Origin of the sequence: Aeromonas fluvialis, from assembly GCF_000819885.1 — a bacterium.
GTDB lineage: Bacteria > Pseudomonadota > Gammaproteobacteria > Enterobacterales > Aeromonadaceae > Aeromonas > Aeromonas fluvialis.
In genome coordinates this window covers 1-22,759 of record NZ_CDBO01000014.1, presented here as the reverse complement: position 1 = coordinate 22,759, position 22,759 = coordinate 1, and the positions used below count along the sequence as shown (strand labels likewise).

The 22,759-nt window shown below is 52.6% G+C and carries 25 protein-coding genes and 1 pseudogene; 19 read left to right on the top strand and 7 right to left on the bottom strand.

Features of this window, described 5'->3' with window-relative positions:
- Nucleotides 1–88: 88 nt before the first annotated feature.
- The 4 genes from ilvN (at nucleotide 89) to BN1125_RS19460 (ending at nucleotide 2,432) form a co-directional block, all read left to right on the top strand.
- A complete protein-coding gene (gene ilvN, locus BN1125_RS04155; protein WP_042010862.1) occupies nucleotides 89–583 on the top strand; it encodes an acetolactate synthase small subunit in 495 nt (164 codons plus the stop codon).
- 98 nt (nucleotides 584–681) lie between these two features.
- Nucleotides 682–1,308 carry a LysE family translocator gene (locus BN1125_RS04150; RefSeq protein WP_042010861.1) on the top strand — a complete coding sequence of 209 codons (627 nt, stop codon included), beginning with the start codon at nucleotides 682–684 and terminating at the stop codon, nucleotides 1,306–1,308.
- 135 nt (nucleotides 1,309–1,443) lie between these two features.
- Complete coding sequence (locus BN1125_RS19465) at nucleotides 1,444–1,806, top strand: LysR family transcriptional regulator (RefSeq protein WP_244268459.1); 363 nt, start codon at nucleotides 1,444–1,446, stop codon at nucleotides 1,804–1,806.
- A complete protein-coding gene (locus BN1125_RS19460) occupies nucleotides 1,803–2,432 on the top strand; it encodes a LysR substrate-binding domain-containing protein (protein WP_244268458.1) in 630 nt (209 codons plus the stop codon). Before BN1125_RS19465 ends, BN1125_RS19460 begins: the two co-directional genes overlap by 4 nt.
- A 205-nt stretch (nucleotides 2,433–2,637) precedes the next feature.
- On the opposite strand, the gene BN1125_RS04140 is transcribed toward BN1125_RS19460, so the two are convergent.
- The 4 genes from BN1125_RS04140 to BN1125_RS04125 form a co-directional block, all read right to left on the bottom strand.
- Nucleotides 2,638–3,822, bottom strand: coding sequence for a M20 metallopeptidase family protein (locus BN1125_RS04140; RefSeq protein WP_042010860.1), 1,185 nt, complete (start codon nucleotides 3,820–3,822; stop codon nucleotides 2,638–2,640).
- Nucleotides 3,822–4,271 carry a hypothetical protein gene (locus BN1125_RS04135; RefSeq protein ID WP_042010859.1) on the bottom strand — a complete coding sequence of 150 codons (450 nt, stop codon included), beginning with the start codon at nucleotides 4,269–4,271 and terminating at the stop codon, nucleotides 3,822–3,824. Before BN1125_RS04135 ends, BN1125_RS04140 begins: the two co-directional genes overlap by 1 nt.
- On the bottom strand, nucleotides 4,268–5,086 hold the full coding sequence (locus BN1125_RS04130; RefSeq protein WP_042010858.1) for a DUF3100 domain-containing protein: 819 nt from the start codon (nucleotides 5,084–5,086) through the stop codon (nucleotides 4,268–4,270). The genes BN1125_RS04135 and BN1125_RS04130 overlap by 4 nt, the downstream gene beginning before the upstream one ends.
- Before the next feature lie 270 nt (nucleotides 5,087–5,356).
- Nucleotides 5,357–6,238, bottom strand: coding sequence for a DMT family transporter (locus tag BN1125_RS04125; RefSeq protein WP_042010857.1), 882 nt, complete (start codon nucleotides 6,236–6,238; stop codon nucleotides 5,357–5,359).
- A 271-nt stretch (nucleotides 6,239–6,509) separates the two neighbouring features.
- Here BN1125_RS04125 and BN1125_RS04120 point away from each other — a divergent pair, with 271 nt between their 5' ends.
- Nucleotides 6,510–7,727, top strand: coding sequence for a tyrosine-type recombinase/integrase (locus BN1125_RS04120; RefSeq protein WP_042010856.1), 1,218 nt, complete (start codon nucleotides 6,510–6,512; stop codon nucleotides 7,725–7,727).
- 170 nt (nucleotides 7,728–7,897) lie between these two features.
- On the opposite strand, the gene BN1125_RS19220 is transcribed toward BN1125_RS04120, so the two are convergent.
- A complete protein-coding gene (locus BN1125_RS19220; RefSeq protein ID WP_167562306.1) occupies nucleotides 7,898–8,074 on the bottom strand; it encodes a hypothetical protein in 177 nt (58 codons plus the stop codon).
- A gap of 152 nt (nucleotides 8,075–8,226) precedes the next feature.
- Entirely contained in the window at nucleotides 8,227–9,588 is a 1,362-nt protein-coding gene (locus tag BN1125_RS04115) for a hypothetical protein (RefSeq protein ID WP_156993072.1), read from the bottom strand.
- A 336-nt stretch (nucleotides 9,589–9,924) separates the two neighbouring features.
- Between BN1125_RS04115 and BN1125_RS04110 the strand changes: the two genes are divergently transcribed.
- The 8 genes from BN1125_RS04110 to BN1125_RS04080 all read left to right on the top strand — a co-directional run bounded on the left by BN1125_RS04110 (nucleotide 9,925) and on the right by BN1125_RS04080 (nucleotide 19,065).
- Nucleotides 9,925–10,137 (top strand): helix-turn-helix transcriptional regulator, encoded by a 213-nt coding sequence (locus BN1125_RS04110; RefSeq protein WP_042010854.1) that lies wholly within the window; start codon nucleotides 9,925–9,927, stop codon nucleotides 10,135–10,137.
- A gap of 258 nt (nucleotides 10,138–10,395) precedes the next feature.
- Nucleotides 10,396–11,274, top strand: a complete 879-nt coding sequence (locus tag BN1125_RS04105; protein WP_052446058.1) for a YagK/YfjJ domain-containing protein — start codon at nucleotides 10,396–10,398, stop codon at nucleotides 11,272–11,274.
- An 870-nt stretch (nucleotides 11,275–12,144) separates the two neighbouring features.
- Nucleotides 12,145–13,245 (top strand): hypothetical protein, encoded by a 1,101-nt coding sequence (locus tag BN1125_RS04100; protein ID WP_042010853.1) that lies wholly within the window; start codon nucleotides 12,145–12,147, stop codon nucleotides 13,243–13,245.
- Nucleotides 13,246–13,305: 60 nt separating this feature from the next.
- Nucleotides 13,306–14,928 carry a hypothetical protein gene (locus BN1125_RS04095; protein WP_042010851.1) on the top strand — a complete coding sequence of 541 codons (1,623 nt, stop codon included), beginning with the start codon at nucleotides 13,306–13,308 and terminating at the stop codon, nucleotides 14,926–14,928.
- Nucleotides 14,925–15,191: a YkgJ family cysteine cluster protein gene (locus tag BN1125_RS19835; protein WP_084202248.1), complete on the top strand. Its 267-nt coding sequence runs from the start codon at nucleotides 14,925–14,927 to the stop codon at nucleotides 15,189–15,191. Before BN1125_RS04095 ends, BN1125_RS19835 begins: the two co-directional genes overlap by 4 nt.
- A gap of 365 nt (nucleotides 15,192–15,556) precedes the next feature.
- The gene (locus tag BN1125_RS04090; protein ID WP_042010850.1) at nucleotides 15,557–17,395 is read left to right on the top strand and encodes a DUF262 domain-containing protein; all 1,839 of its coding nucleotides are present in this window, start codon (nucleotides 15,557–15,559) and stop codon (nucleotides 17,393–17,395) included.
- A gap of 138 nt (nucleotides 17,396–17,533) precedes the next feature.
- Entirely contained in the window at nucleotides 17,534–18,484 is a 951-nt protein-coding gene (locus BN1125_RS04085; protein ID WP_042010849.1) for a DUF932 domain-containing protein, read from the top strand.
- 11 nt (nucleotides 18,485–18,495) lie between these two features.
- Nucleotides 18,496–19,065: a lecithin retinol acyltransferase family protein gene (locus tag BN1125_RS04080; RefSeq protein ID WP_042010848.1), complete on the top strand. Its 570-nt coding sequence runs from the start codon at nucleotides 18,496–18,498 to the stop codon at nucleotides 19,063–19,065.
- Here the strand turns inward: BN1125_RS04080 and BN1125_RS04075 are convergent.
- Entirely contained in the window at nucleotides 19,054–19,395 is a 342-nt protein-coding gene (locus BN1125_RS04075; RefSeq protein ID WP_042010847.1) for a helix-turn-helix domain-containing protein, read from the bottom strand. The two genes, BN1125_RS04080 and BN1125_RS04075, sit on opposite strands and share 12 nt — an antisense overlap.
- A gap of 150 nt (nucleotides 19,396–19,545) precedes the next feature.
- Between BN1125_RS04075 and BN1125_RS04070 the strand changes: the two genes are divergently transcribed.
- The 6 genes and pseudogenes from BN1125_RS04070 to BN1125_RS04045 all read left to right on the top strand — a co-directional run.
- On the top strand, nucleotides 19,546–20,748 hold the full coding sequence (locus tag BN1125_RS04070) for a hypothetical protein (protein ID WP_042010846.1): 1,203 nt from the start codon (nucleotides 19,546–19,548) through the stop codon (nucleotides 20,746–20,748).
- A 51-nt stretch (nucleotides 20,749–20,799) separates the two neighbouring features.
- Nucleotides 20,800–21,246 carry a hypothetical protein gene (locus BN1125_RS18095; RefSeq protein WP_052446056.1) on the top strand — a complete coding sequence of 149 codons (447 nt, stop codon included), beginning with the start codon at nucleotides 20,800–20,802 and terminating at the stop codon, nucleotides 21,244–21,246.
- A gap of 86 nt (nucleotides 21,247–21,332) precedes the next feature.
- Nucleotides 21,333–21,758, top strand: a complete 426-nt coding sequence (locus BN1125_RS04060; protein ID WP_042010845.1) for a DUF2787 domain-containing protein — start codon at nucleotides 21,333–21,335, stop codon at nucleotides 21,756–21,758.
- A gap of 10 nt (nucleotides 21,759–21,768) precedes the next feature.
- Nucleotides 21,769–22,197 carry a hypothetical protein gene (locus tag BN1125_RS04055; RefSeq protein ID WP_042010844.1) on the top strand — a complete coding sequence of 143 codons (429 nt, stop codon included), beginning with the start codon at nucleotides 21,769–21,771 and terminating at the stop codon, nucleotides 22,195–22,197.
- The gene (locus tag BN1125_RS04050) at nucleotides 22,172–22,471 is read left to right on the top strand and encodes a hypothetical protein (RefSeq protein WP_042010843.1); all 300 of its coding nucleotides are present in this window, start codon (nucleotides 22,172–22,174) and stop codon (nucleotides 22,469–22,471) included. The genes BN1125_RS04055 and BN1125_RS04050 overlap by 26 nt, the downstream gene beginning before the upstream one ends.
- A gap of 90 nt (nucleotides 22,472–22,561) precedes the next feature.
- Nucleotides 22,562–22,759 (top strand): annotated as a pseudogene (locus BN1125_RS04045) (DNA repair protein RadC); the annotation flags it as partial.

Sequence of the window (22,759 nt, the reverse complement as noted above, 5' to 3'; positions counted from 1 at the left end):
TGGGGCACATTATTTCGGTCGTACCGATGGAGCTCAAGTTTGGTTCCATCAAGGACGAGATGTGGCTGAGCAAGACGGAGAGAACCTGATGAGACATATAATTTCCGTTCTGCTGGAGAACGAATCCGGCGCCCTGAGCCGCGTGGTGGGTCTCTTCTCCCAGCGCGGCTACAACATCGAGACCCTGACAGTGGCGCCTACCGAGGATCCCACCCTGTCGCGCATGACCATAGTCACCATGGGTGACGAGCGGGTGCTGGAGCAGATCCAGAAGCAGCTGCACAAGCTGGTGGATGTGCTCAAGGTGTGCGACTTGAGCGAAGGGGAGCATATCGAGCGGGAGATCGCACTGGTCAAGGCGCGTGCCGCCGGTGGGGCCCGTGACGAGCTGAAACGGCTGGCAGATATCTTCCGTGGCCAGATTGTCGACGTCACCTCCGAGCAGTACACGGTACAGCTGGTGGGCACCAGCGAGAAGCTGGATGCCTTTATCAAGACTGCCGCCCAGACCAACGAGATCATCGAAGTGGTGCGCTCCGGCGTCTGCGGCATCTCCCGGGCAGACAAGGCGCTGCGTCCCTGATGCAGGTGCAAGTCCGCGGGGCAAGAGAAAGACACTCATGATACAGGGGGCTCTGCGGAGCCCTCTGCTTTTGGCAGTGATGAAGTAGAGGAGGAGAGATGTTCGGGATCCACGATTTGGCACTGTTTGTGGTCTCGGGCTTGCTGCTCAACATGATGCCGGGGCCAGACTCCCTGCTCATCATGCTGCGCAGCGGGTCGCAAGGGTGGCGTGCTGGCTCAGTGGCCACCCTTGGGATTGGCACCGGCGTCATGGTCCATGTGCTGGCGGCGGCCCTGGGCCTCTCGGCTCTGCTGAGTGCCTCGGCCGAGCTGTTTACCGTGATCAAGCTGGTGGGGGCTCTCTATCTCATCTATCTGGGGATCTCGCTGTTTCGCCAGCAATCGACCATGGTCGACAGTGCGGGAGTGAGCCTGCGTGCGCTCTCCTATGGCCGCATCTATTGGCAGGGGGTGCTGACCAATGTACTCAACCCCAAGGTGGCGCTCTTCTTTCTCGCCTTCGTGCCGCAGTTCATCGCGCCGGATGCCCCCGACAAGGCGCTCGCCTTTATCCTGCTCGGCTGCATCTTCAACCTGAACGGCATGATCTGGTGCCACTTTCTGGTCTTCAGCACCGCCTATGCCAGCCACAAGGTACGGTTGTCACAGCATGTTGGTCGCTGGCTCAACCGGACGATCGGTGCCCTGTTTGTTGTCCTTGGCGTTCGCCTCGCCTGCAATTAATCACGGCTGTCGGATGAGTCATCCGGTTTCTGACCTGAGGCAGGTTATCCCTCACCCCTCTGTGGTATGGTCACTAGGTCTATTTATCCGATGCCACTTTCTGTTGGCTGTTTGCAACCGAGAAACCGTAACCAGATGAACATCGCCCGGCTCAAGAACTTTACCGAGATTGTGAAGAACAACTTCAACATCTCGGCGACGGCGGAGAAGCTCTACACCTCCCAGCCCACCCTCAGCAAGCAGATAAAGATGCTGGAAGATGAGCTGGGGCTCGCTCTCTTTATTCGCAAGGGGAAGAATCTGGTCGGCTTGACCCGCGCAGGCGAGCAGGTGATGGAGCTGGCCAAGGGGGTGGTGGCGCAGGTGGAGCAGATCAACCAGCTCTCGCTGGGGGAGCAACTGGCAACCAGCTCTCGCTGGGGGAGCAACTGGCCACCAGCGGGGTGCTGCGCATCGCCACTACCCACACTCAGGCGCGATACAAGCTACCTGCGGTGATCACAGAGTTCAGCCGCCGTTATCCCGATGTGGCGATCCAGCTCCATCAGGGGGCGCCTGCCCAGCTGGCCCAGATGGTGCAAAGTGGCGATGTGGATATGGCGATCGCCACCGAATCCATGTATCTGTTCGACGAGCTGGCCGCCGTCCACTGTTATCGCTGGGGACGCAGTGTGGTGGTGCCCCACGGTCATCCGCTGATCGACAGTCAGCCGCTCTCGATGGCGGATCTGGCTCGTTATCCCCTCATCACCTATGTGTTCGGCTTTACCGGTCGCTCCAAGATGGACAAGGCTTTCAGCCGCCACGGCCTTTCGCCGAAAACCGTGTTGACCGCCACCGACACCGATGTGATCAAACATTACGTCCGGCTCGGGATGGGGGTCGGGGTGATCGCCAGCGTGGCCTTCGACGAGGGGGACAGGGAGGATCTGGTGAGCCTCAACATCGACCACCTGATTGCCTCGAGCGCCACCCATATCTGTCTGCGCAAGCATGCCCATCTGCGTGACTACATGTACGACTTTATCCACCTCTATGCCCCCCATATCAGCCGGGAGACGTTGCAACTGCACGTCATCAACCAGCCGCCTGCCGCCAATATGGCGGAGCTGCCGTGGCTCTAGCCGCGGGTTGTTTGCCGCGTCCAGAGCAAAAATGCAGAGATAAGAAAAGAGAGGCCTTGGCCTCTCTTTTGGTTTTATCTGGATGCGGGATTAATCGCGGCGGGTCGCCAGATTGATAAAGATCCGTGCTCCGACCTGCAGACAGTCATCAACCGGGTAGTAGGGAATTTGGCCTGATGTAGGTAGGAGCAAATCCCCTGACCCGTTAGGGATTTCTGGTCGTGGCCAGATTGATAAAGATCTGGGCTCCCACTAACAGGCAGTCGTCATCCAGATAGTAGGGATTTGCATGCAGGTAGTTGCAGATCCCCTTGGCCTGACAGCCGCTGCCGAGGAAGAACATGGCGCCTTTGCGGCCACGGCAGGCGTTGACCATGTAGCTGAAGTCCTCGCTGCCGGTCATCGGCTTACCCTGAGCGTTGATCCCATCGCTGGGCAGCACATCGGCGGCCGCTTGCAGCAGGCGGGCGCAGGCATCAGCGTGGTTCTCTACCGCTGGATAACCGGCATAGACCATCTTGGTCTTGAAGCCGCGCAGTTCGCTCTGGGCCACGATCTCCTTGAAGCTGTTCTTCAGGATCTGGTCGGTCTCGGCATCCATGGCGCGGATGGTGCCGCGTGCCTGCACATGGTCGGCGATGGCGTTGGGAATGGTGCCGCCGTTGATCATGCCGCAGCCAAACACTGCCGGGCTGAACGGACTGGTGCGTTTGGCGACGATGTAGTCCATATCCTCGATGATCCGCACCGCTTCGCGGATGGCATCCAGCCCCTTGTGGGGGGTGGAGCCGTGGGCGGAGATACCGTGCACATCCAGCGTCCAGGCGGAGCCCCAGGAGGACATGACACCGTTGTTGAACTTGATGGTGCCGGTCTCCATGGCGCCGTCGTTATGGAGGGCATAGACCTCGTCCACCCCCTTCATGCAGCCAAGCTCCACCATCTTCTCGGCGCCCGGTACCCGCATGTCCTCTTCCGCCATCTGGAAGACAAAGCGGACGTTGTACTGCAGGCGCTCCCGATTTCTGGCCAGGAATTTGGCGGCGGTCAGGGCGATCGCCATATGGGAGTCGTGACCGCAGTTGTGGGCCATCCCTTCGTGGCTTGACTTGAACGCAACGTCGCTCATGTCGTGCATCTCGAGGCCATCCATGTCGGCACGGAAGGCGATGGTCGGCAGCACCGGGTCGACCACCAGATCCCCGTGAAAACCGGTGAAGCCGGGGTAGTCGGTGAGGCGGTAGCCGAAGCTTGTCATCAGCTCGCGGCAGTAGGCCGAGGTCTTGAACTCGACGCCGGAGGCCTCCGGGATGGTGTGCAAGTGGTGGCGCACTTCCTGACTGAAGTCGCGCAGGGCCAGCAGGGCCGGTTCAATGTGGGTATTGTTCATCAGATGATCCCTTGCATGGAGAAGCCGATCTGGGCAACCAGCGAGGCGCCGAAGAAGCAGCAGGTGGAGACGATCATGAAGATCAGAATGACTTTCCAGGACATCTTCTTCAGCTCTTCCAGCTGACCGCCCACCGAGAGACCGGCAAAGGCCAGCAGCGGTACGCAGCAGGAGAGGAAGGAGATCTTGGCAACGGCGTCAATGAAGAGGCTGCGCACCGGGGTCTCCGGCAGGCAGATGAGAATGCCGATGATGGTGGCGTAGGCAAACGCCGGCAGGGAGGAGGGCAGGTAGCGCTTGGCAACCAGCGAGGCAAACACCACCAACGACATGGCGATGAAGCTGTCACCCATCAGCCAGAGCGGGGTGCCGCTGGTCAGGGTCTGGGTAAACATGGCCAGCAGGATCGCCAGAAAGACGAACCGCATATCCATTACGATGCTTTTCATGCTTTCTCTCCTTTGGCAGTCAGGGCATAGATTTTTTCAGCGAGCGGCAGACCCAGATAGGTGAGGGAGAGGGCGCCGAGGGCAGACGAGAGCAGGTTAGAGGCAGCCGCAATACTCAGTACTTGCTGGGCTAGTGCTTCGTCGAGACCGTTAATCAGGGCACCGGAGGCGGCACTCAGCATGGAGCCTGAGCCCACGCTGGAACCGGCGGCCAGCGCCAGCGGGTGCAGACCGGTGAGGGGAGCGATACTGCCCAGTACGCTGAACCAGAGGGTGCCGATGACGGAGCCGCACAGGTAGATGGCCAGCACGCCGATGTACTCCTGGGAGCCGGTACCGAACTTGCCCTGGATCACAGCGACGGATGGCTCACGGCTGATGGAGGAGCAGGCCCCGATGGCGCGGCGACCAAAGCCGAACTTCACCGCCAGCGGAATGGCGATCAGGATCGGCAGCAGGTTGCCAATCTCCTGCAGGAACAGCGGCACGCCGACGCTCAGGATCATCTTCAGGTTGGGGATGATCATCCCCGCGTACTGGGTGCCCAGGATCAGCAGGCTGAAGCCCACCATCTTGCCGCAGAAGCTCTCTTCTTTCTCGGTGAAGAGCTGCTTCCAGCCGGGGATGCGATCCTTGATCGGCTTGGCGGAAATGCACATGCCGATGATGACGGCAAAGAGCATCGGCAGGATCGGAATGATGGCGATGCCTATCTTGATCTCCTGTTTGCCTATCAGGTACTGGGCCACAAAGATCAGCATGGCGGTTGCCAATATGCTGACCGTGACCGTCTTGAGGGGGCTGGTTTGCTGCATGGTCTGTTCTCTTGTTATTCGTGAGTGTTCTACTTAAGTGCCATCGCCAACTTGACGGGCTGGCGAATGATGGGGGCATGATAGGGAGGGGCGCGGGGGAGGAATGTGACCTCCATCAAGCTGGCCATATGGCATTTTTTCATGGGGTATGCCCTTTAACCCTCTGGATACCAGGGGTTAAATACTGTTAACAGAATGTCAGCATTGACAGGACAAGATAAGCAAACAAGAGGGAAATGGTGACACCGCCCCGCAGGGCGGTGACGCGTATCAGACGGGCGTTTTGAGCCGTGCACTGCGCAGCAGCAGGGGGAGCTGGTAGAGCACCAGGGCGCCGAGCACCAGTCCGGCACCGGCCAGTTTGGCGCCACCGAGGGGTTCGCTGTAGAAGAGGGTGCTCAGGATCAGGGTCCAGACCGGTTCCAGCAGCATCATCAGGGCGGCGTGGGCAGTGGTCATCTTGCTCAATGCGTGAGTGAGCAACCAGTAGCGCAATGTGGTGGCAATGAGCACGCTCGCCGCAAACCAGCCCCATATGCCGTGGCTGACCCCGGCCTCGGGCCACTGTTCAGTCAGCAGGGAGAGCAGGGTGCCGAGCAGGCCGGTGACTGCCAGCTGGATGCAGGTGAGCCAGGTGGGGGCAATGGATTGGGCAAAGTGGCGATGAACGGCGAGCTGGATACCGAGAGTGGTGGCCGCTGCCAGAAACCAGAACAGCGAGAACGACACTCCCCAATGGGTACTGCTGGAGAGCAGCAGCAAACCGGCGATGGCGATGGGCAAAGTGAGCCAGTAGTGGCGGCCGGGCTTGGCCCGAAAGGCTCCCCAGGCGGCCAGCGGGGCCATCAGGGTCGCGACGCTCATGATAAAGGCGCCGCTGCCCAGTGCATCGCTCTGGCTGATGGCGGTGACCCACAGCAGCAGGCTGGCACCGAGCAATGTACCGCAACCGGCGGCGCGCACCAGCTGGGCGCGGGTTGGCGGTGGCTCACGCAACCAGGCGAGGGGCAGCAGCAACAGGGCGGCCAGCAGGAAGCGACTGCCGATAAAGGCGGCAGGGGGCAGTTCGCGGATCGCCTCTTTCGAGAAGAGCCAGCCAGCGGCGGCCAGCAGGGTGACCAGCACCATCAGCAGCAGGGGAGTACGGTTCATAGGGGACATAGTGATGAAACAAGAGGAAAGAGAATAAAGGAAAGGCGCCGGGTATTGCTACCCGGCGCCTTTCGCATCAGCCTTGAACCGCCGTCGCGGTTCGCGGCCAGCAATCAGTTCATGCCGTATTATCGTACCGCCTGTCTAATGCTGTTTTATGCCGTCTGTGAATTACGCATATCTAGTTGATATGTATCATTTAATTTTCCATTCTTGTCTAAAGTTATCTTAGGGGATATAAGACAGGTGTGGGTTCAAGTGTGGGTTCAAAATGGCAATCTCAGATTCAAAACTCAAAGCAATGCTGCGTGGTCACGATGATGATACGCCCAGAAAGGTTGCAGACAGGGATGGGCTATCTGTTCTGTGGCGGAATAGCGGAAAAGTCAGCTTCGTGTACCGCTATCGAATTTTAGGCAAGGCAAAAAATCTGACTCTGGGATCCTATACCGGCCAGGAGGGGGGACTGTCGCTTTCCGAAGCAAGAAAAAAGGCGGCGCAATGTCGAGCTTGGTTAGAAGAGGGCAATGATCCCGCCTTGATGACGCGGATCGGGAAAGATGAAAGGCTGAAGCCTGTCACGGTTAAAGATGCACTCGAGTATTGGCTCTGCCATCACGCTGATAAGAAAAGGTCCAATAGTGAGAAGCATCGCCAGCAATTTGCGAAGTGGGTCTATCCCCGTATCGGAGATCTTCCTTTGTCAGATTGTGATACTCGTCACTGGTTGAGCGTCTTTGACGAGTACTCGAAGGAAGCACCTGTGGCTAGTGGGTATTGTTTCCAAAACTGTAAGCATGCTCTGAAGTTTTGCCGTGTCAGACAGTTTGCAGTGAGTAATGCGTTGGATGACTTGACTGTTGCTGATGTTGGGCAAAAAGCGAGTAAGCGAGATAGGGTTCTGACGCTAGAAGAACTGCAAACACTATGGAAGTGGGCTGAGAAGCTAGGTCCATATTGCTACTACGGAAATTTGGCCAAGATTCTGTTGTCGTTCGGTGCAAGAACCCAAGAAGCTCGGCTATCAGCACCCGAAGAATGGAATCTAGTCGAAGGTACATGGACAGTACCTGCGTCTAACTCAAAAACAGGTAATAAAATCGTGAGACCAATACCTGATTTTATTCGGCCGACGATAGAGCTCTTGCTGAAAGCAGCCGCTGCACAGTCCTCCTCATACTTGCTAGGGGAGCTCAAGCGACCAGAAGCGGTAAGTCAGTGGGGAAGGGGGATTTGGAAACGGATTGGGCATAACGCCCCTTGGACATGGCACGATCTGCGAAGGAGCTTAGCGACCCGCCTTAACGAGGCTGGGATTGCCCCCCATGTCGTGGAACAAATTTTAGGTCATGCTCTACCTGGTGTAATGGCTCACTATGTTCATACGGTTCGGTTACCGGAACAAAAAATGGCTCTGGAGTTGTGGGGAGGGATTTTAAAACCTTCAGAACAACCACCAGACAATATTGTGCATCTACAAGTGGGGTAGGGGAGCACAGATCTTTCTTCAGTGATTTGTAGACTGTGTAAATGGAGGGTACACCGGGTGTACCCTCCATTTACTTTTGCTGTATTTTGCAGACTGCTCCGCTATGCTACGCAGCCACCTGATAGGCACAAAGCTGGTGCGGCGCCTTCCCTGGCCATTAGCCTTGCCTGTCAGGTGGCCTGTTGCAGGTGATCCTGATAGACCTTCTGCCACTTGGTATGCTCAACCTTATCGCCTCTGACCAGCCAGAAAGCACAGATGCTCTCGGCCAATTCTGCGGCCATGGCATGGTCGTTATAACGACGACAAATCAGATACTGGGCCAGCCAGTTTTGGTACTGCTTCATTGATACCTCTTAAACCGCAGTCCAAATCAATTGACCGGATCGGTATCCGTTTTCTCTACTTAAACGCCTAGCAGATTACCTGGTTCTTACTGCTCGCCCCAGGCTTCCTGCTGATACACTCCATTTGAAAGGCCCATGTCCACTTTCAAAAATTACCGTTTTCCAGATTGTGGCTTGGATGTATTTTTAGCTTTCAGATTGGCGTCAACCTCCAACGCGGGAGAATACAAGTCATTCTCTTCATCATACATTATACCGAAGCATGAATTATTTTGTTCAGATTTGTTAAAGGTTTTTCTGTATTCTTCATCAATAAGAGCAGAAATAAGCCCCCTCTTAGTTAATTCATTATTGTCTTTACGTTTTTCCAAGTATAATTTTTCAAATCGATCCTTCACTAGAGATGGAACATCAAAAGTAAGTTGCTCTACTCTTTTTAGTTCTTTATTCTTTTTCGTGCTATTGGCAGATTTTATACTATTTAACAGGCTATCTATCTGCTGATATGTCATAAAGAAGGAATTCAGAAGAGCTTTTATGTAAACAAATTTATCCTGCTTGTTTTTTGCTGATGCCATTAACTCAGAAAACCACCAGCATGACTTGATGCGTGAAAAAACAGTTTTAGATAAACGCTCAATGGTATGTTCATCTGAGTAGACTAATTTTTTTAGCTTGTTTGATAAACGCTCATCGATCACAGTTAATGCTAGCTGCTTAGCACCAAGTATTATTGCCATTATAGCATTTTTACGAGCAAGCCTTGATTTATCATCAATACTTGCGGATATAATTATTGCGTCTATTAAAATCTGAAGCATTCCTTCAACACGTTTATTGTCTTGAGACAGCAACAAGTTTTTTTCACTCAAGGAGAAAAAACGCTCGGCAACGACATTACTTCGTAACGCCATATGGTTTTTATCGCTCTCAGACATCTTCATTAAATTAATGAATACCACTGACAATGTATCCATTGATGGGGTTTTCTCAAAGACCCCTTGAACAGTGTAAGATTTGCTATCAAGCGCTCTCGAGAAATAAGAAAGGATAGTGCTTGAAAATAATCTAACATCCTCTATGGATAGGTTTTGCTTGTATATTTCAATAACGTTTTCTATCTGTTCAATTGAGATGTGAAGCCAATCATGAATAATTAAATCTAGTCTTTCTAGGTCAATGTGAGCATTTTCTAGCCTAAATGCAGTGTTAACTTTATTTTTAGGGATAAGCTGGAAAAGCATATTTCCACTCGCACGTCGAAAGTGGCATACATCCTCAAAGTCCAATTGAAATTGAGGGGGGTGGGGTGATGATATGGGATATCTCCGCTTATAGATAATATATCTGTAGATAAGATCATGCACCGCACGCTCTTTTGTTTCAATAAGAGGTGACATTATTGATATATATGCCGCGTCTCTCTTGTATTTTTCACACCCTCCATTTATTTTATTGGATTTAAATAAAAAGCAATGAAAAATAAAATTAATTACCCTACGCTCTATATTCAAATGACCCTGCCCATTAATAAATTAAAAACAAAAAAAGAGATGGTCACCTAGGTGACAGATAGCTGCTTTATCATAGCCTCTGCAGACGATTGTTTCCATACATTGCACAGCCCAATCCTATGTCAGTCACATTGACTATCACATGAGTTATCCTTCAAGAACACACCGCGTAGCATCCCACTTGCCCTCAATCAATCTTGCTCTACAGCATCATACAGCCTTGTTATGACAGGCCATCATTAACTTGCTATCGCAGCCACCCCCTCCTTAAAGCCAGTTTTTTTCTACCCCCAATCCCTTCTGGTGAACGAAACCCCCAACTACCAGGAGAACACCATGAACACTTCCCCCAAAGTACTGCGCATCAAAGACGTTATCCAAAAGACCGGCCTTGCCCGTTCAACTATATATGACCGCATCAGCAAGAAATCCCCTCGCTATGACCAAAATTTCCCCAAGCCACTTAAGTTGGGCTTGTCAGCTGTCGGCTGGTTTGAACATGAAATTGATACTTGGTTACACGCACAAGCATCAATAAGAGTATTTTAATTTAAGCCATAAAGGCTCCATAAGTTAACCTGCTGATTGTTTACTCCCAACTAACAGCTATAACGACAAACACACATCATTAAATGTCTTTATCTTCGCAAGCATGCCTACGGAGAGATACCCATTAATTAACGCAAGTTAAGGTGTTTATATTATTTAATGTCAATCAACATTATACCCATCTACTAACTACCTAACCTCAGTTAACCATACACTCCCCTTAGAATATTAAACCTACTCTTCATTGAGGGATTACTCATGTCTGTCCATATCCTGCAATTTATTAAAAGCTTAGAATCTAACTATCCAACTATAAACATCCATGCTTTCCAAAAAGCAATGGATGCTGTTACCAAACATTACTATCACTACAGAGAGGCTAAGTCTGCTCATCCCTCGGTTGAGCTGTTCTTGAGATACTTTTACCCTTATCGAGAGATATATGTAGATAGGCAATTATCTCCCGAACTAGAAGACGTTATAGAGGAGTTCTTGGAGGAGCTTGATACATCTCTGCATCAGAAGCGTTTACGTAATCTGAAACGCTCTGAGGCACGTAATAGCACTAGTGTCCATGACTATATCAACAAACTATTTAGGCTGTATTCTAAACTCCTGGTGGTCAGGGTGGATGTTCACTATGGTGATGAAATTAAAGACACCCTGACCATCGAAGAAGCGATAGATGATAGAGACACGTACCTGAGAGCGGTAAAACGTCGCTATCGTAATCTTTTAGGGTATGTATGGAAGTTAGAGTATGGAGTGGCCAGGGGCTATCACTACCATATGGCATTTATATTCAATGGCAATAAAGTCCAGGGTGATATTAGTCTTGGGCGTAAATTGGGTGAGGAATGGAAATCATTGAGTCGTGAACCCAGAACATATTACAACTGCAATGCGGATAGGAATAAATACGAAGAGTGGGGAGCATACGGTATTGGGATGGTGCGTTGCGATGACTTAGAAAAACGTCATCTGCTATTACATAATGCACTGAGCTATTTGCTCAAGTTTGATGAAGCGCTACTGGCAGTGATGCATGAGCGCTTTAGAAGTGTGGGTAAAATGGAGGTACCTCACAGAAGAGGGAAAGGTGGAAGACCCAGGGTTCTCAGGGAACGTTGGGAGTAGTATCTCATTGGCTCCCATGTCGTCTAATCGGGTGATATCGTTAGGTAGACGACGAGCTGGAATAAACGCGGGTAGAAAAGCAGGCAGAAATGAAGGTAGAAATGCGGGACTTGATCTTGGGTGTCTTGGCTATTGAGCCAACGTTGACTCTCAAACAAGTCGCATAGCGGATTGGTAAGTCAACCAGTACAGTGGAGAAAGCGGTTGCCGTGCTGGTCAAAGACGGGGTCGCGGTAGAAATGGCAATTACTCCCCCCCCCCGCACAGATCCGGACGTTCGCTACTAACGCATCCGGCTCCTACCTCGAGTCATACCGCCAAATCGCGCATCAGGATATGGATGCATCACTCGCGGGGTCGGGATCCACAGGGATAAATACCCTCTAAACCACTCCCACGGCATCCGTTTTCGCTGGCTTCGACACCTCAGCGCCTTTAGCCACGCTCTTTTCACTTCAAGAATGAACTGTCCAATAGCCTGCAAATTGTGTGGGACTGCATAGTAGTTCATGTGCCCCGTTACAACCTTCCACAGCCATCCTCCTGTCTCACCCACCGGCCTGTGCAGTCTCCTGCCGTTCAACTCCTGCCGGATCCGCTTCAGTTGTCCTTGCAGTCTCGACCGCTTCGTCCGATTCAGTTTATCCGGGATTAGCAAGCTAACTTCTGTTTGAAAATGTGACATGTGTTTTTATACACCAATTCAGGCCACTAAATTTTTATGTATGATGACTAAACAAGAAACAACAGTTGTTCATCTACTTGCACACTTTTTATCTGCTGAATGAGGAGTGCGCAGGTAGTAGGTAGGGATTACGCAACTACTTTCAGCATTGTATTTTTTATTAAAATTTGTAAAGGAATACTACTATGCCAATTCCAATTATCCTCGGTGCAGCTGCACTGGTTACTGCAGCCTACGGCGCCAAAAAGGGCTATGACGGCTACCAGAAACACTCTGAAGCAGACGATACCGTTAACTCTGCAAAAAGACGTTACGAGGAAACAAGAACACCGTTTGACATACAGGAAAAGGCCACCAACGAAGTCCTTGATGTATTGGGGCAGGAAGAACTAAAGGTCGGACAGCAGTTCAACGAGTTCAAAACACTTGCCGATGACCTTCTGCAAAAGCTCAACAGCGGTCGTCAGGATAAACTTGAGATCAGCATTGCCAAGCACAAACTACAGAAAATTGAGGGTTACAGCTATACAGCCATTGGTGTGTTGGGTGCAGCGGCTGGAGCTGGGGCTGCTGGAGCTGCGGCCGGATTTGCCATTTATGGCGGAGTCATGGCTCTGGGTGCTGCCTCTACCGGTATAAGTATTTCTGCGTTATCCGGCGTCGCTGCTACCAACGCTACTCTGGCGGCCATTGGCGGTGGGTCTCTTGCCACTGGTGGTTTGGGCATGGCTGGAGGCAGCGCGATCCTCGGTGCAGCCGTGGCTGGTCCAGTGCTAGCTATTGCTGGCTGGGCATACAACAGCCACGGCGAGGAGGCGATTAAGAACGCGAATAAAATAAACAGCCAAGTTGGCAGCGCTATTGCGAAACTTAAAAAGGCTCAGGAACAGCTCAGTAACACCGAAGATTATGCTTTCGAAATTATCGAGGTGATAAAGACTGTTTACATCCAGTTTGACCAGTACTTCGACATACTCAAGGCCGTCTCACACCAAATTGAAGCAGCTAAGATGCTCAAACAGGATCCACAAGTGGCGCTGGCTCAATTGAGCGACACGATTATGCGTGCAATTGGCAACGGCTATGCACTGGCAGCTATCCTCGTTGACCTGATCACCACACCGTTGTTCCGGGTCAAGCATGTCAACGGTGAGATCCAGAAAGACGAAAATGGCGTGCCGGTGATGGATACGGACGAAGACGGCTCAATGATCCTCAATACAGATCAGCTGGATAAACAACTCTGCGACACCAAAACCAGCGCGGCCCGCATTGAGCCTGCGTAACTTACTTGCGGGGCCGTTAGGCCCCCTTTTGATATTGTTTAGATAGTCATGGACGCCACTATGCACACCGCCGCGCAAGACTTCCCGTGGACTGTAGAGCTCGAGAAAACCGTTATCAATAGCTTGGTTACCAGTTTTGGACTGGACTTTTTGTTGTTTAAAGATCAGAAGGGCGGTGATGTAAACACGATCCACAATGTTCGTAATGGCGTGTGGGCCACAACTGATGAACAGCTGCGTTATGAACAACGCGAAGATTACAATAGTGGGCTCTACCATAAGCACGCTAATTACATTGCCACCGGCGAGCGGGATAAAGCCAAGCAATCCGCCGGCACCTTGCATGACCCTTATCGCAATACGATGATGGGCGCGAACGAACAACGCAACCTCGACCACGTTATCAGTGCAAATGAAATCCATAACGATCCTGGTCGTGTTCTGGCCGGTCTAAATGGGGTGGAACTGGCTAATCAAAGTAGCAACCTGCAAACCACCCTCGAAACCGTCAATAAATCGAAAAAAGATTCGTCTATCAACCAGTATCTGCAACGGCTACCGGGTCTGATTAATGAGCACGAAACTCAGCTGGCTAAAGACCGAGCCCGCTTGGCTACCCTGCAGCGCGACACACCAGAGCAGCAGCACAAGGCCCGGGAGCTGGAAGACACGATCCGTAAAACCGAAATCAAAGTCTCAAAACTCAAGTCGGTGGATCCTGATGCCATGCGTAAACGTGATGCAGAGGCTAGAGCGCCGTATGAGCAACAGATTAACCACACCTACTACACTAGCAGCAAGTTTCTCCACCAAACCGCCAGCGCCGCAGGTAAAGCCGGCTTGGCCATGGGCACCCGACAAATGCTCGGAATGGTCATGGCAGAGGTGTGGTTTGAACTACGCGAGCAACTGCCAGCCCTGCTGACCAAGCTCAAAGTCAATTTCAGCTTCGAAACGTTTGTAGACAGCATCACTGCCTCGCTTAAAGGCATCTGGGAACGAGTCAAAGCACGTTTTAACGCCTTCTTGGTTGCATTCAAAGACGGCGTATTTTCAGGCATCCTCGGTAGCCTTACCACCACCGTATTCAACATCCTCGCCACCACCCATGTAATGGCGATTAAGATCATTCGCGAGATCTGGGGTGTATTGGTCAAAGCCATCAAGTTATTGGCCTTCAATCCCGACAAGCTCAGCTTCGTTGAATTGTGCCAGGCGGTCACCTCATTGTTGTCAGTCGGAGCAGCTACCACCGTAGGCTCCATGGCCTACGCCCAACTGCTGCCAATATGCAGTTTTCCGTTCGGTGCCGAGCTTGCAGCCTTTGCCAGTGCTCTGATAACAGGCACTGTTACCCTCGGACTCAACTATTTTTTGCTGCACAGCAGTGTGGCTTGTAAGCTGTGGGCCTTCGTCGAATCCATGGGGCCACATGCAGGCACGCTTAAACAGTTCCAGGCTATCAATGCGGAACTGGATCGTTATCTGGCCGAGTTGAGTCAACTGGAATTCAATCTAGACGTAGAAGAATTGCAGACCTTTACCCTCGAACTGCAAAGCTGTAACGATGAACTTGAGCGTAGTGTGGTGTTGCAGCAACAGGTGCTGGCCCGCGGTATAGAACTGCCGTTCGAGATGGGGAATGCCGCCAGCACCCGTAACTGGTTGGCTTCAAAGGTATGACGTTACCAGCTTTTCCCTGTACTCAATGCGGGCAGTGCTGCCGCAATGTGCATCTGGCGGAGGAAACCCGATATCTGGATCGGGGGGATGGCGCTTGCCTGCACTACTGTGATGCAGACAAGCAATGCCGGATTTATGAAACCCGGCCAGATATTTGCCGGGTGGAACGGCAATTCCGGATGAATTATTCAGGTCTGTATAGCTGGGAAGAGTTTGTTGAGGCGAATGTCAAAGTTTGTCAGTTGCTGCAGCAATCTTGCTGAGGACCAGTGTATTCAGATAAGGCGGCTCAAGAGCTGGGTTCTCAAGGTCTCCCTGGGGTAGTATCTGACTATCGAGCAATTTGCCAGATCCACACGCAGCGTCTTTGAGCAGCACTACGAGAGCCTAACTGGTCTGCCCTTCTTCACCAGTTTCCCCCTGAACTGCTGTCAGGGGGCCTCTGTGGAGTTCAACATGACGTGGAATAGCAGCTTCAATTGATTATCTGATAGCATCTCCTCGGTATGCGTGGCTAAGGGGAATACTTTTTGCTGAAGTAGATTTTACCCATCACCATGCCATGCGTTTTTCGCCAAAAATACTACAGCCCTAGTCAAGGCTATATCAGAAGGAAACTGGGACAAGCATGGCTCGCATCGAAAATCATAAATACAGTATTGAGGAAGCGTTCAGAGAATGCTTCTACATAGTCCCAGACTACCAGCGCGAGTATGTCTGGACGGATAAAGAAGTACATCAGTTGTTGGAAGACATCGGCGAACAGATTGATGTTGGCACTACGCGGGAATATTTCATCGGAACAATACTGGTGTCCCCAACAGATCAAAAGAATCATTACGAAGTCATCGATGGTCAGCAACGCTTGACTACCTTCTTCCTGCTACTGTGTGCTCTAAAACATTTGTTTCAAGGTGAACTTCAACGGCAGATGATTTCCGGGCTGATCTCGACCAGCTATGTGGACAGCGAGGGCGAGGTTCGTTCCAGTTTAAAACTGGAGCCGCGTTACGAGAACGCAGGTGAAGTGATGGCTAAGCTGGTGGAATTGGATTCTGAGCCACAGACGGTACGATCTGGTATTCAGGCTGCAGGCATCGCCAGCTTTGGGTCACTGGAAAATTTGGTCAATGCCTACAGTACCCTATACCGCTACCTGAAGGACAACTACGACGATGTCGCCAAGCTTAAAAAATACTGGGGCTATCTAGCCAACAACGTGGTATTCATCCAGATATCAACCGATGTCAGCAGCGCTCTGAAAATTTTCGAGACGATTAACGAGCGCGGCGTAGGCCTCAACCCGATGGATTTATTGAAAAACCTGCTATTCACGCAGGTCAAACAAACCCAGTTCACTCAACTCAAAGATGAGTGGAAGAGGATTACCAAACCACTGGAGAAGTCCAAGGAAAAGCCGCTACGCTTCCTGCGCTACTTCTTGATGGCCAACTACGTTATCAAAAATGAGCGCGGTGACTCAGTTGTGCGCGAAGATGAAATCTACGACTGGTTCGTAGTCGGGGAAAACGCGGCCTTGTGTGATTATGCCAATAAGCCTTTTGAGTTCGTCCGAAAGGTGACCCGCAACGTAGAGCATTACCTCGCATTTGCCAGTGGGTTGGGTAATGACAATAAGCCCAGTTTAGTGATGGACAGTCTCAAGCGGCTGACCGGGGGCGCATTCAGCTTGCACTACGTTCTGCTACTGGCTGCCGCCAATTTTCCCAAGTCCTTATACGACCATTTTGTCGCGCAGTTAGAGAGCTTTCTCTTCTACTATATCTTCACCAAAACCCCAACCAAGGCACTGGAGCGCAACTTTTCCCAATGGGCCGACGAGCTTCGTGCGATTGCTGAGATAATTGACCCTGTTAAGCAGAAAATTCAGCTCAATACTTTCGTCGCCGATCGCTTCGAAAGGAACATGGCTGGTAAGTCACAGGAACTAGCCGATGCTCTCAAACGCTTCACCTTGTATTCAATGCAGCAGTACAGAACACGTTACCTTCTGGCGCGACTAGCTCAGCATGTTGAAATGGCCTTTAGTGGATTGAAGGTGCCAGGCAGCTTAGCGTCGTTCACCAATTTGGACATAGAGCATATCCTGCCCAACAAGCCAGAGAATGATCTGCGCGACAAGTGGAACACCGAGAATCCAGGTATGCTTTACGACGACTACAAGAACCGATTAGGTAACCTGACCTTACTTGAGAAACCCATTAACATTGTCGCAGGCAATGACTTCTATACAGGCAAACTAGTCGAGTACAGCAAGAGTGGCAATTATCTGACCCGCAGTTTGGTTATGCTTACCAACGTAGGGCAAAACACCTCGATCTCGCGGATCAATGCAAAACTTGAATCGTTTCCGTCATGGAATGCTTTATCTATCGAAAAACGTCACGGACTGCTGATCTCTTTGGCGCAAGATGTCTGGAAGACGACTCCTCTTGATGTTTCTTGATAAAGATGAATGGATTGAAATTAGGCGTTATTACTACGCGCACACAGACTCCTAATGAACCAAATCTCAGACATATGTTATCTCCATGAACCTACCTCAGGGACTGCTTCGGCAGTCCCTTTTTCATTGGAGATCTCTATGGCTCATTTGATTGATTCTATGGCCTACACCGGCCAAACCCCTTGGCATGGCCTCGGCAATGTCTTACCCCCACAGCAATCCCTCGATGTCTGGCTGCAAGCAGCCGGGATGGACTGGACCATCGAGCAAAGCGATGTGCTGTATCAGGGATCGCCTGACAATCCCATCCTGCACACCTACCCCGACAGCAAAGTCCTCTACCGCTCCGATACCCTGGCACCGCTATCGGTGGTCTCACAGCGCTACAACGTGGTGCAGCCTCATGAGGTACTGCACTTCTATCAAGATTTGGTGGAAGCCGGTGGTTTCGAGCTGGAGACAGCAGGCTCACTCAAAGGTGGTCGCAAACTCTGGGCCCTGGCCAAGACCGGTCAGGACCTGATGCTCACAGGCGGTGATCTGGTGAAGTCTTATCTGCTGCTGGCGACCAGTTGTGATGGCACGCTCTGCACCACGGCGCAATTCACCTCGGTGCGGGTAGTCTGCAACAACACCCTGCAGGTAGCAGTAGGTAACCAGTCCGCCGCCATCAAGGTGCCCCACTCAACCCAGTTCGACGCAAGTGCCGTGAAACAGGCGCTGGGACTGGGGATAAGCCAGTGGGACCATTTCGGTCAGCATGCTAAAGCGCTCAGCCAACGCCCTGTGGCACCTCAAGAGGCACTGCGCTTTTTCAGTGATCTGCTGGCACAGCCTGTGGATGAAGAGAATATTGTGCTCACTCGGCCTGTGCAGCGTTTGCATGAGCTCTATCAAGGGGCAGGGATGGGGGCCGAGCTGGCCAGCTCGCATAACACCGCGTGGGGATTGGTTAATGCGGTGACCGAGTATGTCGATCATCATCGCCGTACCCGCAGCCAGGATCATCGGCTGGACTCCGCCTGGTTTGGCCAAGGGGCACAACTCAAATCCCGTGCCCTGGCGCAAGCCATCACTCTGCTGCAGTAGGGGAGACCAACATGTCTTCATTGCACTATGGCGACCACCTTATCTCCCCGCGCATCGGGTATGAGCATCACGGGATCTACGTCGGTGACGATTGGGTGATCCACTACCAAGGCCCGTTTTCTGGTCATGACTCGTGTCAGGTTGTCATGTCTACGTTAGGGGCGTTTTGCCAAGAGAAGGACTTTATTATCAGGAGCCATCCTCAGCGACTGACCCCGGACCAGAGTGTCAATCGAGCGCACAGCCGTCTGGGCGAGCGCAGTTATAACCTGCTGTTCAACAACTGTGAGCACTTCGTGATGTGGTGTATCAAAGACCAGCACCACTCAGCCCAGGTCACGGAGGCCGCAGCCACGTTACTGGCGGCTCAAGTCACGCGATCTTCACTGGGGCACCTGACCTCAGTGGCTACCGCAGGGGTAACAGGTGCCTCTCTGAGCTCATCCGTAGCTGGTGGTGCCACCACGGCGGCACTGACATCCTTGGTAGGGGTGTCCACAGCGCCAGCGTGGGCACCGTTGGCTGTCGGGGCTGCTGCAGCCTACGGCGCACACAAGCTGTGGAACTGGTTAACGGATTAGACGGCTCATCAGGGCAGTCATGGTATCGGTGACCCACTGACGATCATCGTCGGTGAGTTGCTCGAGTTGGTGAGCTAATCTGACGGCTTGCTCAAGGGGCCGCGAACTGGTTTCACGGAGCAAGTCCGTCAGCTCACATCCAAATATCTGTGCCAACTCAGCCAGTCGCACGATAGTCGGAACCACAATACCCCGCTCCATGCGAGATACCGCTTCCATCCCAATCTGCAGTCGTTCCGCGACTTCCTCTTGGGTCATTCCCCGCTGTTGACGTTGATAAGCGATGGCTCTGCCCACTGCTTTGGCTAACGCGTCCTGATTGATACCCATCACACCTCCAAATCCAACTTTTAAAGTTGGCAGTTGGACTTGTTGACATGAAGGACTCAAAAGGGTGAGGATCGCCTTTTGTGGTTGATTTTGGTTGGATGTGGACCGAATGGATCGAATTACATCAATACAATTTACAAGGAAACAAACATGAAAAAATCCATGGTATTGCTAGCGATGCTGGCCACCGCCCAGGTTCAGGCTCTGGATGGCTCACAGACATCTGGCGAAGAGGGTGTGTGGCGGCGACAAGCTAATTACCCGCTTGCGGGATACAACTACACAGTAGCGTTGCCAGGCTCGGGGGAAGAGCGGGTCGATTTTACTATCGCCTGCCACCCGACTCAGCCTGTCGCGCTGGATGCCAACCTCGGTTACTCACACATGGGGGACTTTGGCTATAGCGGCGTAGGGCTGGTGATTGATGGCAAGCGTTTTGAGAACATCAGACAGCTAGGGGAAGATTTCCCGGCATTCTGGGAAGCACTGCGCCACGCCAAACAGGTGGAGATGCTGACCAAAGACCAGCAAATTCCCTTGCCGATCGAGGGGCTCACCTCCGTGCTGCCTGCCGTCGATTCACCCGAATATATCTGTAAGGCACGGCCTAAACCGGAATCAATACCTGATGCCCCTAAGCAAACAGGATGGAAGCAATTTGGTAACGCTACTGAGGGATACAGCTATGGTGTCTATGACCGGGCGGATTCATTCACCATTCGGTGTCATCCTAAGAAACCCGCCACCATCAATGTGGACATCATGAGTGTCGGAAAATACGGCTCTCAGGACTATCAAAGTGATTTCGTTTTTGAAGTGGATGGCAAGATCTTCATTGGCCACCAGGTTCTTCAAGACCAGAAAAGTTTTGAGGAACTCTGGACCGCACTGAGAAATGCGAAAGAACTAGGCGTATATCAACGCGAAAAAGGCAGCCGCAAATTTTCGTTCCCAACAGCGAACATTGCAAACACGCTACCGGCGCTGGGCTCGCCTGGTTTTCCTTGCCAATCACAAGAGACCTATGACGCCGCCGTCCTCGACGAAGACCTAGCTAACATCGAACCGCTGAAGGAGGGCGATGTACAGTTGAGAAAACGCGGCAATCCCTATTACGGCAAGACGACCTGGAACAAGTACCTGCTCGATATCACCAGCCGCAGCAACCGGATGGTGATCACCGATCTCAAGATCAACCGGGGTAGTTGCAAGATCGATCCTAAAGCCAAGCTGCCATTTCGAATGGGCTTTGGCGGCAAAGTGACGCTCTCTCTGCTGCCGGAGGACTGTAACCCCCTTGAGGTCACTGTGACCACCCTGGGTGGCGAGCAGACGCTGTCGTTTGACCAATAACCCAACCCAGGGAGGCAACAGCCTCCCTGTTATTTTTAAAAGGTAATCACAATGAACCGACTTATCGCGCTGCTGGTGGCTCTTGCCACCAGTGGTGTCGGGGCAGAGGAAAATGGCTGGTCTCGCAGTTGGGGGCCGGGTACGCAGGCGAATTACAATGTCACCCTCGCAGGCTCCGCCCTGCTCACTATTATCTGCCGGGATGATGCGCCGCTCACCATGCTGGCGACGATGAACGGTCGTGATTATGGCAGCGACAGCAAACGTCAGTTTGCCTTACTGGTGGACGGACAACGCTATGACGCCCCTTACCGGCAAGGTGACTTCCCCACGCTCTGGGAAGCACTTCGCAACGCAACTTCGGTGGCGCTATTGCTGCCGTCAAATCCCCCCATCGATTTGCCCACCAGCCACCTTGCAGAGGTACTGCCAGCCATTGGCTCGCCAGATAACAACTGTATTGCGCCTGGGTCATCACAGGACTTTGGCACACCGTGACGATGGCTTACACCCACCATTTCAACCACACCCAGAGGGAGGCTAATGCCTCCCTCGTTTTATTGGATATATGACAAGGAACGCTTATGACTATTCCCTTTTTCCGGGATGGCTTTGCCCTGCCCGTTGCCCAAGCGCTGCTCACGTTACTCAATCAGGAGGTTGCCAATATCGGCCTCAACCTCGAGCGTATGACCCAACTCACCTTCAACTTTCGCAGCCCCACCTACAGCCCCGATCAGGGAGGGGCTCACCCGGTCGAGATCCGCTTGATACGCGGCCTTGATGGCTGGCTGTTCGATTACGTCACCGACTTCAGCTATCAGGGACTGGGCCAGGATGCCGAGCTCTGCAAGGAGCTCGATTTCAACTTCCTGGATGACGAACACTATCTGCAAGGATGGGGGCCTATCCAGCGCTCAGAGGCCCATGAGTTATTCACCCTGTGGCAGACCAACTTTGTTGCCTACTGCCGGATGGCGTACTTCACAGTCACGGTCAGTGGGGATTAGGAGGTGTGTGATGACTAACGAACTGCCGCTTTCCCACACCTCGCGTCAGTGGCTGGGTCGAGTCGCCATCAGCGCCAAGCTAACCCCCACTCGCAGTGGTCAGCGTTGGCTGCTGCACCTGACTCCTGGTAGCCCACCAGCCCGCACAGTCACCTTACAAGTGCGCTGGTCTGGCGTGCAGTGGCAACTGCTCTCCCTCACCAATGCCGAGGACTGGCGGAGCATGAGCCAACCGAGGGATGAGATCTGTGTGGACCCCACTCGTCGCTGTTTCTGGCGCTGCCAAGCAGGACCGGTTTCTCTCACCGAGCAGCCTCGTGTACTGGGCAGCTTTCTGGCCGACTTGCAGCGTACCTGCATTCATCTCGGCTATCGCGTGGAGAGTGATCCCTTACCCCCAGAGGAGACACACGATGCCCAACCAACCGATCGCCGTTGAGCTTGAAGCGATTAATCGAGATGGCGAGACGCAGGTGGTGCGCGACAGTGGCCTGACAGTTCAAGGCTACAGCGTCTATCTGCGGGCGGTAGAGGCCAGTGACCTTGCTCTGGCAACCTGGGTAGCTGACTACGACACCATCGGCCCAGCTTACGAACTAGCCGAGCGCCTGAGCCTGGCGCTGGCTATACCGCTCACTGTGCTAGTCCCCGAATCGCTGACACCGGTACAGAGTGACCCCGCAGCCACGACAGGCCCCTCCACGGCCAACTGAAAACCCCTTTCGAGCGAACCAACAACCTATCTACCTTTGACCCCGCCATGCTTCATGCGTGCCGGGGTCTTTCTTTTTCAGGAGACCACCATGCGTTACCACAAACTCAAAGCCGGAGAATGCCCCGGCACTTATGTCGTCACCGAGCCGGTGACCGAGCAAGACCTGCTGCGTATTGCCAATCAGATTGCCCGTAAACGCCTGGCCAAAGGCACTGCCATTACCAGTACCACTGAGGCCGCCGAGCGGCTGCAAACCCTGCTGCAGGACCGGGAGCATGAAGTGTTT

Excerpts from the sequence above, each read along its gene's own strand:
- BN1125_RS04100 (WP_042010853.1), top strand. The coding sequence starts at position 12,145 with ATGCCAATTCCAATTATCCTCGGTGCAGCTGCACTGGTTACTGCAGCC.
- BN1125_RS04135 (WP_042010859.1), bottom strand. The coding sequence starts at position 4,271 with ATGAAAAGCATCGTAATGGATATGCGGTTCGTCTTTCTGGCGATCCTG.
- BN1125_RS04060 (WP_042010845.1), top strand. The coding sequence starts at position 21,333 with ATGACTATTCCCTTTTTCCGGGATGGCTTTGCCCTGCCCGTTGCCCAA.
- BN1125_RS04070 (WP_042010846.1), top strand. The coding sequence starts at position 19,546 with ATGAAAAAATCCATGGTATTGCTAGCGATGCTGGCCACCGCCCAGGTT.
- BN1125_RS19220 (WP_167562306.1), bottom strand. The coding sequence starts at position 8,074 with ATGAAGCAGTACCAAAACTGGCTGGCCCAGTATCTGATTTGTCGTCGT.
- BN1125_RS04050 (WP_042010843.1), top strand. The coding sequence starts at position 22,172 with ATGCCCAACCAACCGATCGCCGTTGAGCTTGAAGCGATTAATCGAGAT.
- BN1125_RS04140 (WP_042010860.1), bottom strand. The coding sequence starts at position 3,822 with ATGAACAATACCCACATTGAACCGGCCCTGCTGGCCCTGCGCGACTTC.
- BN1125_RS04130 (WP_042010858.1), bottom strand. The coding sequence starts at position 5,086 with ATGCAGCAAACCAGCCCCCTCAAGACGGTCACGGTCAGCATATTGGCA.
- BN1125_RS19835 (WP_084202248.1), top strand. The coding sequence starts at position 14,925 with ATGACGTTACCAGCTTTTCCCTGTACTCAATGCGGGCAGTGCTGCCGC.
- BN1125_RS04120 (WP_042010856.1), top strand. The coding sequence starts at position 6,510 with ATGGCAATCTCAGATTCAAAACTCAAAGCAATGCTGCGTGGTCACGAT.
- BN1125_RS04075 (WP_042010847.1), bottom strand. The coding sequence starts at position 19,395 with ATGGGTATCAATCAGGACGCGTTAGCCAAAGCAGTGGGCAGAGCCATC.
- BN1125_RS19465 (WP_244268459.1), top strand. The coding sequence starts at position 1,444 with ATGAACATCGCCCGGCTCAAGAACTTTACCGAGATTGTGAAGAACAAC.
- BN1125_RS04125 (WP_042010857.1), bottom strand. The coding sequence starts at position 6,238 with ATGAACCGTACTCCCCTGCTGCTGATGGTGCTGGTCACCCTGCTGGCC.
- BN1125_RS04095 (WP_042010851.1), top strand. The coding sequence starts at position 13,306 with ATGCACACCGCCGCGCAAGACTTCCCGTGGACTGTAGAGCTCGAGAAA.
- BN1125_RS04150 (WP_042010861.1), top strand. The coding sequence starts at position 682 with ATGTTCGGGATCCACGATTTGGCACTGTTTGTGGTCTCGGGCTTGCTG.
- ilvN (WP_042010862.1), top strand. The coding sequence starts at position 89 with ATGAGACATATAATTTCCGTTCTGCTGGAGAACGAATCCGGCGCCCTG.
- BN1125_RS04110 (WP_042010854.1), top strand. The coding sequence starts at position 9,925 with ATGAACACTTCCCCCAAAGTACTGCGCATCAAAGACGTTATCCAAAAG.
- BN1125_RS04055 (WP_042010844.1), top strand. The coding sequence starts at position 21,769 with ATGACTAACGAACTGCCGCTTTCCCACACCTCGCGTCAGTGGCTGGGT.
- BN1125_RS04085 (WP_042010849.1), top strand. The coding sequence starts at position 17,534 with ATGGCTCATTTGATTGATTCTATGGCCTACACCGGCCAAACCCCTTGG.
- BN1125_RS18095 (WP_052446056.1), top strand. The coding sequence starts at position 20,800 with ATGAACCGACTTATCGCGCTGCTGGTGGCTCTTGCCACCAGTGGTGTC.
- BN1125_RS04080 (WP_042010848.1), top strand. The coding sequence starts at position 18,496 with ATGTCTTCATTGCACTATGGCGACCACCTTATCTCCCCGCGCATCGGG.
- BN1125_RS04090 (WP_042010850.1), top strand. The coding sequence starts at position 15,557 with ATGGCTCGCATCGAAAATCATAAATACAGTATTGAGGAAGCGTTCAGA.
- BN1125_RS04105 (WP_052446058.1), top strand. The coding sequence starts at position 10,396 with ATGTCTGTCCATATCCTGCAATTTATTAAAAGCTTAGAATCTAACTAT.